Source organism: Streptomyces sp. NPDC111656 (assembly GCF_055656965.1).
In genome coordinates this window covers 672,328-685,556 of record NZ_JBVKCA010000003.1, presented here as the reverse complement: position 1 = coordinate 685,556, position 13,229 = coordinate 672,328, and the positions used below count along the sequence as shown (strand labels likewise).

The following is a 13,229-nucleotide window of genomic DNA, read 5'->3' as shown; positions in this document are numbered from 1 at the left end:
CCGTTGCGCCCTGTCCGGTGCGCTGCTCACGGACACCGACGGGGTCTACGACCCGGCGGAGCACAATGACCGGTTGCTGCTAGGGCTGAAGGGGACGATGGCGGAGGCCGAACTCCATCTGATCAAGCAGCGCATGCAGACCGGCCGGGTGAACAAGGCCCGCCGCGGAGAACTGGCCGTGCCGCTGCCGATCGGCTACGTGCGCCGGCCGTCCGGCGAGGCGGTCTGCGACCCGGACGAGCAGGCACAGAGAGTGGTGCGGCTGGTGTTCACGAATTTCGCCGAGCTCGGCACTCTGCACGCGGTGCCGCGCTGGCTGGTCGAGCACGGGATCGAACTGCCGGTCCGGTTGCGCCGGGGCCTCGACAAGGGCGAGCTGGAGTGGCGACGGCCGAACCTACGCACTGGCCTTCTTGGTGGAGACGGGCATCACCGAAGCCGGCAGGCTCACCCGCCAGTACGCCTCATACGCGATTCGTGTTCCTCGGTACCCAGGTCTCGCCTCGGGCTTCCTCCAGACCCCACCTCACGATGACGCCCTTGCCTCCGGCTCGGGGTCAGCACCACCTCTTCCCCCAGGGGACTTCCACCCCCAAGCAATCTCCTATGCTGGGCACACCAGCGCAGAGTCCCCGTCAGCAAGCTGCCGGGGACTCACGGAAGATCGAGGCTAGCGACCTCGTGCACGGTTAGCCGTGGCGCGTCGAGGATTGCGGTTGCGGTGCTGACGGTTCGTGCCCGACGGCCGCGGGAGAGGGCAGCGGTCTGCTGGTGTGAGGGCAGTCCGGCGACGGCCTGGACGATGTCGCTCATGTGCTCGCGGCGGCTGAGGTGGCGGGCAAGAGCGCTCCAGTTCTTCAGGTGCGCGATGCCATGCTCGACGTGAATACGCCGTGAGGAGTGCGCCTTGCGCTGCTGCTCGTGCCCCTCCTCATACCAAGCTGACACGTTCTTCTTGAACTTGCGGTGTGGCGGTGTCACTACCCGTCCGCCGGTCTGCGCACCCATGCCTTGATAGCCGGCATCCGCGAGGATCTCCACGAAGGGGCCGTCGACCAGGAACTCGACCAGTCCGAGCTGCCGGGTCTGGGTGATGTCGGCGCAACTGCCCGGCCGGAGCGGGCTGCAGAAGAGCACGCGCCCCTCGGAGTCCGTGAGGACCATGGACTTCACGGCGTTCTGCTTGGTTTTGCCCGAGACGAACTTGTCCCGGTCCTTGCGGCCTGCGGCCGGGCGTCGCACACGGATCTCCGTGCCGTCGGTGATCCCGGTCTGAACGTCGGCGCCCAGGTGCTCGATGACCTCGGCGAGAGTGCACAGCCGGACGCCCGGCGCGGCGGTGCAGCCCCGTTGCGCGAGCAGTGGCCGCACCTCGCCGATGGCGCGGGTGATGGTGGAGCGGTCCACGCCGAACCAGCAGGCCAGCACGTCATGGGTGGTGCCATGACGCAGATTCACCAGGGTGGCCAGCAGCCGATCGACGAAGACGGACTGGTGCTTCGCCCCGGCTTCTACAGCCCGCCGCCGCGGCCGAGTCATGAGCCGAGCCTGATGCCATTCGTGCCACAACGGCTCTACCTCAGTGATGAGTTCACCGATCACATCCGGCGACAGCCCAGTGACCCGGTACTCCGCCACGATCAACTCACGCGCTCCAGCCCCCCCATGCACAGTTCAACGAGCCAACCGGACGCCGAGCCACGGCCAACCGTGCACGAGGTCGTTACAGAGGTTGAACTCGGGTTGTCGTGGGTGTGAGGGATAGTCCGGTTCCGGCAAGGCATCCGTCGATCAGGTCGGGGCGGTGCTGGATCGTTCTCAGGCCGTGTCGGATGGTCTGGATCAGGTGCTCGGGTGTGGTGAAGGCGGTGTTGGACAGCCAGCCGCGTCGCAGCAGGGACCAGATGCTCTCGACGGGGTTGAGGTCGGGTGCGTAGGAGGGCAGCTGGTAGACGGTGAGCCAGTCCCGTCCGGCGGTGAACTGCCGCATTCTGGCGGTGAGGTGGACGTTGAGGTTGTCCCAGATGAGGACGATCGTGCCGCCAAGTTGCTGGTGTGCGGTGATGAGCAGGTCGCGGTAGTCGGTCCAGGCGAAGCTCTTGCGTCCGTCGCGTCGGCCGTCGTCGCGGCGGGGCCGGTAGATCAGCCGGGAGCGTTCGCCGGGTTTGTAACAGGTCAGTGCGGCGATCGAGATGCGGCGGCGGGATCGGCCGCGGACCCGGATGACTGGGGTCTGGCCGCGGTGGGCCCAGGTGCGGGCGGTGGGCGGCGTCATCGAGAGGCTCAGTCAAGATTTCCGTGACGGGGTGACGGAGAGTCACCTTGGTGGCATGGTCTGCAGTGTGTGACGACTTGCTTGGCATTGTGTTTCCGCACCTTGAGAAGGTGCTGGTGGAACAGGTGTTGGTGGAGGACGGTCTGGTGCGGGTCAAGGGCCGTACTCAAGACGGGATGTTGCCGTGTCCGGACTGCGGCGTTCTCTCGCGGCGGGTCCACAGTTGGTATCAGCGGTGCCTGGCTGATGCCGCCGTGGGCGGGCGCCCGGTGGTCATCGACTTGTCAGTGCGCCGGCTGTTCTGCGACGTCACCGACTACGCGCGTCGCACTTTTGCCGAGCAAGTCGAGGGTCTGACCATCCCATATGGACGCCGCACTGTTGACCTGCTGGGCATAGTGCAGGCGATTGCCCTGGCACTGGCCGGCCGGGCCGGTGTACGGCTGGCTGCCATGCTCCACATCGTCGTCAGCCGAGTCGCGTTGCTGAATGTGCTGATGGCGCTGCCAGACCCGTGCTCGCGCCCGCCGCAGGTGGTGGGGGTGGACGACTTCGCCACGCGGCGCGGGCGCAGGTATGGAACGGTGCTGGTCGACGTCGAGTCCCATGACGTCCTCGACCTGCTGCCCGGCCGGGAGAAGAAACCCGTCGCCGCCTGGCTGGCCGGCCACCCCGGGATCGAGGTGAACTGCCGGGACCGAGCTGGCGCCTATGCCGAGGCGGCCCACGCAGGAGCTCCAGATGCCCTGCAGGTCGCCGACCGGTGGCATTTGTGGGACAACCTCGCCACCGCCATCGAGCGCACGGTGATCGCTCACCGTCCCTGTCTGCAGGCACCTGAGCCCAACCCCCTTCCATCCGGCGCCTGGCCGCGGCGCCGCCCTCGACACTCAATCCGGATACCGGCATCGAGAAATGGCTGGTCACACGGACACGCGAGCGCCACAAAGCAGTTCACCGATTGCTGGCGAAGGGCTGGACGATCAGCGCCATCGGGCGGGAGCTGGGCCTGGCCCGGCACACCGCGGAACGCTATGCCCACTGCGCGAACCTCGACGGCCTCATCGACGGGGCCCTGCGCACCACGCGCCTGGACGATTGCATGCCTTACCTGATCCGGCGCTGGAACGAGGGATGCACCGATGCCGCCTGTCTTTTCCTGGAAATCCAGGCTCAGGGCTATCCGGGACGCACCCCGCAAGCGGTGCGGCGCTATCTCCGACCGCTTCGCACCAGTCTCGGCTCGATCCGGTCGCCGTCCCCGGTACTCAAACCGCAGCAGATCACCAACTGGATCATGTGGAACCCGGAGTGTCTGCGCGATGATGAAGCACGGCAACTGAGCGAAGTGCTCGCCCGATGCCCGGAGTTGACCACCGCCCGCGGCCACGTCCATGCCTTCGCACGAATGATGGACGAACTCAGCGGGCACCGCCTCCCCGCATGGACCGATGCCGTCCGCGCCGACGAACTGCCCGCTGTGCACGCCTTCGCCGACGGCCTTCAACACGATCACCAGGCAGTCACCGCGGGCCTGACGCAGCCCTGGAGTTCCGGCCCTGTCGAAGGTCACGTCAACCGGATCAAGATGCTCAAGCGACAGATGTACGGCAGAGCCGGCTTCGCACTCCTCCGCAAACGCGTCCTGCTGACCTGAACAAGGCGACGCTGCGTCACCCCGTCACGGAAATCTTGACTGAGCCCATCGAGAAGCCGGACTCGTCCTCGAAGACGATCCAGGCGTCGAGCGCCGCCGCGAGGCTTCCACCTGCGGCCAGGTCTCCTTCACCCATCCAGTGACCCGGTCTGCGTCACGTTCGACGGCCCGTCTGGCCGGCACCTGGCAGGAGAAACCGTGCCGGATCAGCAGCTTGCGCACCCCTTACATGGTGTAGCGCTTGTGGAAGCGCCGCCCGATCACGGTCTTGATCCTCGACAGGGTCAATCGCTGGTCCGGCCAGCCGTGCGCCACTGGGCCCTTGGCCAGTTCGGCTTCCAGCACCGCGAACTGTGCCTCGCTCAACCGGGGATGCGAGGCGGAGCCGGCCGAGGCCAGGGCCCGCGGTCCGCCCCTGGACCACGTCCGCCGCCACCGCTGGACCGAGCGCACGCTGACCCGTAACTCCTTGGCGATCGCCGAGCGGCTCGCCCAGGGCGAACCGCTCGGCGGCCCTCATCCGGATGCCCTCACGAAACTGCCTGCGCTCATCGCTCAGGCCACCGCAATCCTCGGCCTGCCGCCGCGTCACTCCAGCCCGGCGTAAACAACTCTCGCCCAGCATTACGCGCGGAGGAAGGAGAGCGGCACGAGCGCCAAACACCGCTTCACCCGAAAGACGGTCCTCGACTCGGGCATGAAGGCGGGCTCCCGATGGGACGCAACCGGCCACGGCACCACTCGCACCTGGGACGCCAAGTCGAAGATAACTCGCCCCAGCTATCGGCAACGGCAGTTTTTTCACCCGTTGCCGACAGTCGGTTACCGTCCTCCGCGAGAAGTCCATGCCGAGAGTGCGGGGCTGCGAACAGTCGCGTGAAATGAACGGTCAGATCCCTATCCGAAAGGCGCGAGGCCCCTCAGCCAGCTCATCCATTGACGTCGACCGCGACAGGGCTGAGATAGAAACGTGTCCAGTCGATGCGTCCGTCGCGGGTCGTCATGATGACTGGCCCACGCATGACGGCCTGGGTGCCGTCCGGGGCTGTGCCGACCATCTCCCATTCCGACCAGAGTTCGACATCGGCCGTGGCGCGGCGAAGAACCTCGGCCTGGATGTCGGGCAGCCGACCGAAGATGGCGGTCCAGTTCATGAGCACTCGGTCATTCCCGGTGAAGCCGTCTTGGGGCCGATGCGGGGTCTCGGACCGATAGTTGGTGGTGAAGCAGTCAGCGACCTGGTGAGGGTCGTGCGAGTTGATCGCATCCTTGAGCCGGTCGATCGGGTCGTTCGTGTTCATCGCGAGCTCCTGCTTCCGCGGGTTGTAGCGCGCTGGGCGCGGTCTGAATGTGCGCTTTACGCCTGGCGCCTCGTCAGGGGTGTGGCCGTGGAGCGCCCGGCAGGATTTCTCCGCTCAGGACGACGGGATCGTTGTGTCTTCACCGCCGGGCATGGTGAGAGAGGTGGCCTGTGCCACGAGTGCGGCGATCTCGGGGTGTTCGGTGAAATGGCGAGCCTGTACCTGCTCGATCTTTGCTTTGATCTCGGGGTCGGCGGAGTCCGTTATGTCGAAGGACTCAAACCGCGCGAGATATCCGATACCTTCGAGTTCAAGGCGGACGTGCGCGGGATGGTTCAGGTAATGGTAGTAGCCGTCGAGGTCTTCGATCACGAACACGGCTCCGTATGCGAAGCCTCCGGTGGGGTGTGGGCCGACCACGTACGACTTCACGGCGGGACTGGTCTCACCGACCTGGCGTAGAAGGTCGAGGCAAGCCGTGAGCTGCTCCTCGCTCAGGTCGGGCTTGGGCGTCAAGCGGATGATGTGGAAGATCACGGCCTTCTCCTCAAAACTCGGTTTTGGATTCCTAAGCGCCGGGGCCCGTACCGGGCCCCGGCGGTGTTGAAGCGTGCCCCGTGTTACCAGTGGTCCTGCATGATCAGGCCATCCGGACAGGCAGCTCGCCGCCGTCTGCCGCCTCGCGGTGGCGCGGGGACAGACGGGAACCGGACTCGCGCTGGGCGGCGCTTGCTGGTCAGCCCCTGGTCGAGTTCACCGTGGGTGCCGGAGCCACCGCCGCGCGTCCGGATGCGGAGGTCGGCTCGGGTCCGCCCTCGCTGAGGCCGTAGCGGTTGTGGAGTCTGCGCAGGAAGTCGGGCGCGTACCAGGCCGAGCGGCCGAGCATCCGCATCGCGGCGGGGACCAGGACGCCGCGTACGGCGATGGCGTCGATGAGGATGGCCAGTCCACTGCCGAGGCCGAACATCTGCATGAAGCTGAGCTTGGAGGTGCCGAAGGCGAAGAAGCTCACCGCGAGCAGGCAGGCCGCCGCGCTGACGATGCTTCCGGTGTGGCCGAGTCCGTCGCCCACGGCGGTCTCGTTGTCCGCTCCCTGATCGTGGAGTTCCTTGATCCTGCTGGTGACGAAGACCTCGTAGTCCATCGAGAGGCCGAAGGCGATGCAGAACATCAGCACGGTCATCGTCATCTCCATCGGCTGTGCGGTGAAGCCGAGCAGTGAGGAGAGGGTGCCGTCCTGGAAGATCCAGGTCATCACGCCGAGGGTGGCTCCCAGGCTGATCACGTTCAGGACCAGTGCGCGCAGCGGCTGCACGATGCTGCCGGTGAACAGGAAGAGCAGCAGGAAGGTCGTGACGACGATCAGGGCCACGGCCACGGGGAGCCGGTCGCCGATGGATTCCTTGGAGTCGACGAGTTCGGCGTCCGTTCCGCCGAGCAGGGGGTGTGTCCCTGGGGGAGGGGTGGCCGCGCGCACCTGCTCGACGAGGCTCTGGGCCGCGTCCGACTTCGGTGTCAGGCCGCTCATCACGCTGATCTGCTGTGCGTCGGGTCGGCCCAGGGTCGGGTCGCCCGGCCCGGTCGCCGTGGATTGGCCCGCGGTGTAGGTTCCCGTGCTGGTCTCGACGCGCTCGACGCCCTTGAGCGCGGCCAGTCGGGCCGCGTACGACGCCAGCGGGGTCTTGTCCACGGGCTGGTTGATGGCGATGTGGAGGGCCGAGTCCTCGCTGCCGCCGAACTTCTCGCGCAGTGCCTGCGAGACCTGGCGGCTTTCGGCGTCCTTGGGCAGCACGCGTTCGTCCGGCGTGCCGAAGGTGATGTTCAGCAGCGGGCTGGCCGCGAAGAACAGCACCGCGAGGACGGGCAGTGCGGTGAGCGCGGGCCGCCGCATGACGGTGCGCGCCACCCGTCCCCACAGGGGTGCGCGGGCGGCGGAGTTCCGCGTCTTCGCCCACGGCAGCCGCCCGCTGTTGACCCGGTGCCCCAGAACCTTCAGCAGGGCCGGCATCACGAACAGGGTGCTCAGGGCCGCGATCGCGACGACGCCGACTCCGGCGAAGCCGAAGGAGCGCAGGAAGTACTGCGGGAACACCAGGAGTGCCGCCAGGGCGGCCGCGACGGTCGCGGCGGAGAAGGCGACGGTGCGGCCCGCTGTGTGTACGGTGCGCCGGACGGCGTCGTCCACGCTCACCCCGGCCGCGAGCTGCTCCCGGAAGCGGCTGACCATCAGTAGGGCGTAGTCGATGCCTAGTCCCAGGCCCAGGGCGGTGGTGAGGTTGGTCGCGGTGTCGGCGACATCGGTGACGCTGCCGAGCAGGAAGAGCTGGGCGAACGATCCCATGATGGCGATCAGCGCGATGATCAGCGGCAGCAGGGCCGCGACCACACTGCCGAAGACGAACAGGAGCAGTACGAGAGTCAGCGGTATGGCGATCCCTTCGGCGAGGATCAGATCCTCGACCACCTGGTTCGACAGGTCTGCGCCCACGGCGGCGCCCCCTCCGGCCTGGACGGTGAGGGTGTTCCTGTAGGTGCCGCTGTAGGCGTCGAGGATCGCCTTGGCGTATTTCCGCTGCTGGGTGTCGTCGCCTCTCACGTGGGTGAGCACCATGGCCTCGCGGCCGTCCTTGGAGAGCAGCTCTGGGCTGTTGGTTTCCCAGTACGAGACGACGTTGCTGAGCCGCTTGTCCCTCTTGATCTCGGCCACCAGGGCTTGGCCGGTCTCTCGGTGGGCGGGGGTGTCGATGCGGCCGACGGGGGAGCCGACCAGCAGAACGAGGTTGGTCTCGCCGCCGAACTTCTCGTCGATGACCTTCGATGCCCGGGTGGAGGGAGAGGCCGGGTCATCGAAGCCACCCCCCTTCAGCTTGTCGAAGGCGCCCGCTCCCACGACCCCCATAATGGCCACGGCCAGGGCGGCGACGACCAGGACCAGCCGGGATCGGCGAATCGCCAATCCGGCCACACGCTCGAACACGGGTGATCTCCTTCTAAGCTTCTTCTGGGGGCAAGGCGAGGGGGTGGCCGGGCATGGGCCGGCGCAGTGCGGCGCAGAGTTCCTTCGCCCCGTCAGAGGGGGTGCGGTGCCGCGCTCTTCATCGCCAGGACACGACGCTAGTCAGGCGATCGGCCTTTGAGCAGGAGGAGATTTACCTGACACTGTTAGGTATTCAGAAAGTCGTATGTTTCTGAGACCTCGTCGGGTCGTCACCTTAGGATCGCCGCATGTCCGCAGACGCGTCCGCGACGGTCCTGCCATCCCTGCGCCAGCGACGCCGGGCCTTCGCCACCCAGGAGATCGTGGCCGCCGCCGAGAGGCACCTCGCCGAGCACGGGCTGCACGCCCTGTCTCTGAGAGCGGTCGCCCGTAGCCTCGGTATGACCGTGCAGGGGCTCTACCACTATTTCCCGAACCGGGACGCCCTCGTCACGGTTCTCGTCGCCAAGGCGTACGAGGACCTGGCCGACGCCGTGACAGCGGCTGTCGACACGATGGCGGACGAACCGGCTGCTCTGCGGTTCCTGGCCGCCGCCGAGGGCTACCGCCGATGGGCCGTTACCCACCCCGAGCGATTCCAGCTGCTGTACGGGGCGCCGTTGCGGCATTACGAGGCACCGGCCGAGGGGCCGACCACTCAGGCGATGCGCCGGGTGGGCGAGGTCTTCCAGCGCGAGATGTTCGGCAGGTTCACCACGTCACAACTGGCCGCGGCCGACACCCGGGTCCTCTCGTCAGCCCTCCAGGCGGATCTGGAACACTTGATTCCGCACGGCCCGGGCACCCTGCCGCCTCCTGCGGCCGCTCTCCTCGTCAGCGCATGGGGGCACATGCACGGCATGGTCGTCCTGGAAGTCTTCGGACACACCACCCTTGTCGGCGAACACCAGGCCGAGATCTTCCACATGGCGATGCGGGACCTGGTCGAGGACGTTCATCGCCGGATCACCGCACCGCCCCACGCCGAGCTTCGGTGAGAAACCTCGACGACCCACCATGATTGTCTGACCGCTCCGGACTCCGACAGGTGGCCGACGCGGCGCTGCGAGACTGGCCACCCATCTGACAGTCGGTGCCCGAGGGAGCGTGCGGATCGCAAGGGTATGAGGTGTTGGGTGGCGATGTGCCATCACCGGCTCGGTGATGGCACTGACGCGGCTGCGCCGGTGGGAGGCGGCTCCCCATACCGCCCACCTGCGCGAGGTCTTATGCGTTCGCCCTATCGCGGTAGGGCGCCAGGAAGGCGGTCAGCGCCGACAGCATCGCCTCTGGGGCTTCCTCGGCAGGGTAGTGGCCACATTCAGGGAGGACGATGCTCTCCACGTGGTCGGCGACAAGCTTCATAGTTGCGCCGACCGTTTCGGCAGGCCAGCCACACCGCGGCAGCCCCGCCCGCTGCCGCCAGCAGCATCTTGCGGTTGTCCCGCGCCAGTCGCGTGCACTGGGCCGTCTTGTGGCGTACCGGCTCGGGCGCCTTCTCCTGCCACATCTGACTGGCCTGGGCCGCCTTCGCCCGGGCGTGCTCGGTGGTCTTCGCGGCGGTGTCCTTGACCGGGTCGGGCAGCACGTCCTGTGCCTGGTGCGCCAAGTCGGCGGCCTTTGCCTTCAGTTGTCCGGCCTTGAGCGCGGCGTTGTCCTTCAGCTCGCCGGCCTTCGCGGCTGCCCGGTCCTTGACGTGGGTGGCCTTTTCCTGGGTGCGCGCCTTGACGTCGGTCTTGGCTGCGAGTGCCTTGACCGTCTGGCTGAGCTCGGTCCGGGTCTGCTCGACCTGCTCGCGCAGTTCCTCGGGGCCGGCGGCGGTGGGCTCGTCGTGAGGCGGCTTGTTCATCGGTGTGCGCTCCCCTTGATTTCGGCCATGTCGGCCTTCACGTTCTCGATGGTCTGCGCGGGTGCGGGCGGCGCGGCGTGGTCGACCTGTTTCTTTCCACTCATGGCCATCACCGCGGCGATCACACCCAGCACCGCGGTGACGATCAGCGTCGCCGCCCACACCGGCAGCGGCACCGCCAGCGCGGCAATCGCGGTGGCGACCAGCGTCTGCAGCATCAGGAAACTCACGACGCCGGCGGCGCCGAACAGCCCACCGCCTTCGCCGTAACGCTTGCTTTTCTCCTTCATCTCCGCCTGCGCCAGCTTCATCTCGCCGCGCACCAGCTCGGTCAGCTGCTGCGAGGCCCGCTGCACCAGCTCGCTCACCGGCTCCTGGCCGGAGCGGTCTGTGCTGTGGCCGGATCCGGCGTAGTGCGGCTCTGTGCTCGACACGGCCCTCACCTCCCGTCCCTGTCTGTTCGCATGGGCCGGGCTCCGTCATGGCGCCCAACGATCTGATGAGCGCGCGGGTACCCCCGACAGCCGAGTTCAGGGCAGGTGACGTGACCCTGATTTCACCGCACTCGGTGCTGGTGGGGTTTGAACCGAGGCGGTGCGGGTGAGGCGCAGGATGCGGCCTGACGGTTTGCGGCGGCAGCCCGGACGGCTTGTCCCAGGTGCGTGTGCCTGGCGGTTGGGGCTGCCTGGCACACAGGGCCGGCCCGCTCGAGCAGGTTCCGAGTCCAGGGCCACCTGGTCGATGTAGGGGATGGGCCGTCCAGTCTCCGAAGGCTTGAGCGTGTGTCAGACCTGGGTGCAGAAGGGGACGCCCAGTGCTACGCAGGCCGCGTACAGCGGGTGGTACAGCCGGTGAGTCAGCGGCAGCTCCCACAGCCACGGCACCACCCGCAGCGCGACGATTTCCAGCTCCTCCACCGCTCCCGTCAGAGCTGCAGCGTCAGGCGGGGCGTAGCGACTTCCGCAGAGGATCCGCCTCTGACCAGGCAAGATGGGCAGATCAGGTGACGTTGCGGAGATGCGGGGAAGAAGTTGCGGCAGCCGATAGGAGGTTGCCATGGAGGGTGGAGATCTGGAACTGGGCGAGTTGCTGGCCGCTGCGGAAGCGGCCCCGCCCGGTGAGTCCGTGGACGTGGTGGCGCGCGATCTGCAGAAGCGGTTCGGTGCGGAGGGTGTGTCTTTCCTGTTCGTCGACCTCATCGGCCAGCGGCTGGTACGCCTCGCCGCGGCCGGCAGCGAGGCCGCCGACCAGGGCGAGCCGATCGACCTGCAGGGCAGCGTCTACGACAGCGTTCTGCAGAGCCAGCGCCAGCATGTCGAGCCGGACGGCCAGGGCGGACGGCGCGTCATCACGCCGGTCACCAACCGGGGTGACTGCATCGGCGTTCTGGAGGTGACCTTGCAGTCCGCCGACGACACCGTGCTGCGGCAGGTCCGCGACGCGGCACACGCGCTGGCCTACATCATCGTCACGGATGGCCGCTTCACCGATCTGTACCACCTGAGCCGGCGCACCACCGAGACCAGCCTGGCGGCGGAGATCCAGCACCAGCTGCTTCCGTCGGCCCCCTGCTGCGAGGCGGAGCAGTTCACCCTCGCCGCCGGGCTGGTCCCGGCTGACGACATCGAAGAGGTCAAACTGGCCGTCAACCTGCCGTTCGGCGTGGCGGCACCCAACCCATACCGCGTGCAGGAACTGCAACTGCTTCCCGGAGACCGCTTGGTCCTGCTCACCGACGGAATGCAGGAGCGCGGCGCCGCGGCCCTCGACCTGGCGGGGTTCGTTCACGACACCCGCGCGCTGCACCCGCGAGAAGCCGTCCGGAGCCTGACCGCCGCGGTGCTCGACGCCTGCCATGGCGGCCTCAGAGACGATGCCACGGTCCTGATACTGGACTGGCACGGCGATCGCCGCCGACCGGCAGAAACAGACCCACCCTGCAGCGAAGATCCGCAATGGTCCACTCATTAAGCAGTCATGAACGCGGTCGCTGGCTGTACAGAGTGCGCGCTGTCGCACGGTCGCAAGGCGTGCCTTCTTTTGGCACGCTGGCTCTCGTCGACGCCTGCCTGCAAAGCGAGCTGATGGCACCCCAGGAGTCCCTGGTCATCAAAGCCGAGCTCCTGCGCCACTACTACGTCGACATCCCGTTCGCCGTTGATCTCTACGCGGCTGCGGCGCAGGCTGACGGTTGGCAGGCAAAGGCAGTCGCCGTAGCTTTGTCACGTTCAGGTGCATGGTCGGACGCACAAGCCACCGCGGCATTCGCGCTGCATGCCGCCTCCCAGATCGTTGACTCTCTGCCGTATGAGGCCTCGACATGGCTCAGCAACGCGTACGCCGGCCTGCATCGGGCAACGCTGCCCTCGCACCGGCACCGCAACCTTCAGGTGCTTTGCTGGCAGATCCTCACCCAGCCCTGGATTTCGCCACCCTCGCTCCCGTTCGTGCTGACCGGCCTGCGCGCCGGCAGGGAGGCAGTCGCCGATACCGATGCCCCGCTGCAGGCCGCCCTCACTCAGTACTACGGTGCCCTCATCGACCAGGTCGACCATGTCACCGCCGCGAGCGCGCTCATGGGTCTGTTCGCCCTCACCGACGAGGAGGACAAGGCCATCGCGGCGCGCACGGTGTTGACGTACCGCGCCCGGTAGACAACAGGGGGCAGTCACGCCTGGCAACGCCGCGCCGCAGCCCGAGGCCTACACCGATGGTGTGGAAGCGGAGGGCGCCGCCGACGCTGAGGACGTGAAAGGGGCAGGCGCCTGAAAAGGGGCAAATGTTCCTCGGCGCAGGGCGTGGCACGACCTCTGAGGCGATGCCATCCGCCGGGGCTCAACCGTGGAGGCCGGCTCACGGTGCGTCTCCCTCGGGCGGTTTGAGATCAGGCGGGTAGCCCTTGGCGCGCAGCCAGATGTCGAGGGCGAGGGCGACGACGTCGCCGTGAGCTATGTCGTGGTCGGCGTTGTAGCGGCGGATACGGCGCTGCAGTTGCAGGGCATCAGGAACGGCGTAGTTGAGTTGCCCCCGTCTGGCATGCCGGTTGCGGATGGTGTCCATCGTGTCCGGGTGCGGTGCGAGAACGTCTTCGAATGGCTGTGCCTCGGCGTCGAGCGCGTCGGCGATCTCACGCAGGCGGCGGGCGTACAGGGAGTGATCAGGCACGAGAG

Annotated in this window: 13 protein-coding genes and 3 pseudogenes; 6 read left to right on the top strand and 10 right to left on the bottom strand. The window is 67.4% G+C overall.

From position 1 onward, the window contains the following. The first annotated feature begins 10 nt into the window (after positions 1-10). Positions 11-535, top strand: coding sequence for a recombinase family protein (locus tag ACZ7M3_RS13365; protein WP_472063132.1), 525 nt, complete (start codon positions 11-13; stop codon positions 533-535). Positions 536-654: 119 nt separating this feature from the next. Here the strand turns inward: ACZ7M3_RS13365 and ACZ7M3_RS13360 are convergent, their stop codons facing one another. Both ACZ7M3_RS13360 and ACZ7M3_RS13355 read right to left on the bottom strand, forming a co-directional pair. Next, positions 655-1,539 carry a transposase gene (locus ACZ7M3_RS13360; protein ID WP_472063073.1) on the bottom strand — a complete coding sequence of 295 codons (885 nt, stop codon included), beginning with the start codon at positions 1,537-1,539 and terminating at the stop codon, positions 655-657. Positions 1,540-1,723: 184 nt separating this feature from the next. Further along, positions 1,724-2,278, bottom strand: a pseudogene (locus ACZ7M3_RS13355) (transposase); the annotation flags it as partial. 173 nt (positions 2,279-2,451) lie between these two features. Here ACZ7M3_RS13355 and ACZ7M3_RS13350 point away from each other — a divergent pair. Continuing rightward, positions 2,452-3,039, top strand: a pseudogene (locus ACZ7M3_RS13350) (ISL3 family transposase); the annotation flags it as partial. Positions 3,040-3,236: 197 nt separating this feature from the next. Then, complete coding sequence (locus tag ACZ7M3_RS13345) at positions 3,237-3,932, top strand: ISL3 family transposase (protein ID WP_472063071.1); 696 nt, start codon at positions 3,237-3,239, stop codon at positions 3,930-3,932. Between the two features lie 46 nt (positions 3,933-3,978). Here ACZ7M3_RS13345 and ACZ7M3_RS13340 read toward each other — a convergent pair. From ACZ7M3_RS13340 to ACZ7M3_RS13325, 4 genes and pseudogenes are all read right to left on the bottom strand, one after another. Beyond that, positions 3,979-4,557, bottom strand: a pseudogene (locus ACZ7M3_RS13340) (winged helix-turn-helix domain-containing protein); the annotation flags it as partial. Between the two features lie 304 nt (positions 4,558-4,861). After that, positions 4,862-5,233 carry a nuclear transport factor 2 family protein gene (locus tag ACZ7M3_RS13335; protein WP_472063069.1) on the bottom strand — a complete coding sequence of 124 codons (372 nt, stop codon included), beginning with the start codon at positions 5,231-5,233 and terminating at the stop codon, positions 4,862-4,864. Positions 5,234-5,347: 114 nt separating this feature from the next. Then, positions 5,348-5,770, bottom strand: a complete 423-nt coding sequence (locus ACZ7M3_RS13330; RefSeq protein ID WP_472063067.1) for a Dabb family protein — start codon at positions 5,768-5,770, stop codon at positions 5,348-5,350. A 199-nt stretch (positions 5,771-5,969) separates the two neighbouring features. After that, complete coding sequence (locus tag ACZ7M3_RS13325) at positions 5,970-8,210, bottom strand: MMPL family transporter (protein WP_472063065.1); 2,241 nt, start codon at positions 8,208-8,210, stop codon at positions 5,970-5,972. Positions 8,211-8,458: 248 nt separating this feature from the next. On the opposite strand from ACZ7M3_RS13325, the gene ACZ7M3_RS13320 reads away from it, so the two are divergent. Further along, entirely contained in the window at positions 8,459-9,208 is a 750-nt protein-coding gene (locus tag ACZ7M3_RS13320; RefSeq protein WP_472063063.1) for a TetR/AcrR family transcriptional regulator, read from the top strand. A 323-nt stretch (positions 9,209-9,531) separates the two neighbouring features. On the opposite strand, the gene ACZ7M3_RS13315 is transcribed toward ACZ7M3_RS13320, so the two are convergent. From ACZ7M3_RS13315 to ACZ7M3_RS13305, 3 genes are all read right to left on the bottom strand, one after another. Further along, positions 9,532-10,059, bottom strand: coding sequence for a DUF3618 domain-containing protein (locus ACZ7M3_RS13315; RefSeq protein ID WP_472063061.1), 528 nt, complete (start codon positions 10,057-10,059; stop codon positions 9,532-9,534). After that, entirely contained in the window at positions 10,056-10,427 is a 372-nt protein-coding gene (locus ACZ7M3_RS13310; RefSeq protein WP_472063059.1) for a phage holin family protein, read from the bottom strand. The genes ACZ7M3_RS13315 and ACZ7M3_RS13310 overlap by 4 nt, the downstream gene beginning before the upstream one ends. Before the next feature lie 417 nt (positions 10,428-10,844). Next, entirely contained in the window at positions 10,845-10,976 is a 132-nt protein-coding gene (locus ACZ7M3_RS13305) for a hypothetical protein (protein WP_382028823.1), read from the bottom strand. A 139-nt stretch (positions 10,977-11,115) separates the two neighbouring features. Between ACZ7M3_RS13305 and ACZ7M3_RS13300 the strand changes: the two genes are divergently transcribed. Then, entirely contained in the window at positions 11,116-12,030 is a 915-nt protein-coding gene (locus tag ACZ7M3_RS13300; RefSeq protein ID WP_472063057.1) for a SpoIIE family protein phosphatase, read from the top strand. 59 nt (positions 12,031-12,089) lie between these two features. After that, positions 12,090-12,713, top strand: coding sequence for a hypothetical protein (locus tag ACZ7M3_RS13295; RefSeq protein ID WP_472063055.1), 624 nt, complete (start codon positions 12,090-12,092; stop codon positions 12,711-12,713). Between the two features lie 199 nt (positions 12,714-12,912). On the opposite strand, the gene ACZ7M3_RS13290 is transcribed toward ACZ7M3_RS13295, so the two are convergent. Next, positions 12,913-13,224, bottom strand: coding sequence for a hypothetical protein (locus tag ACZ7M3_RS13290; protein WP_472063053.1), 312 nt, complete (start codon positions 13,222-13,224; stop codon positions 12,913-12,915). Positions 13,225-13,229: the final 5 nt, after the last annotated feature.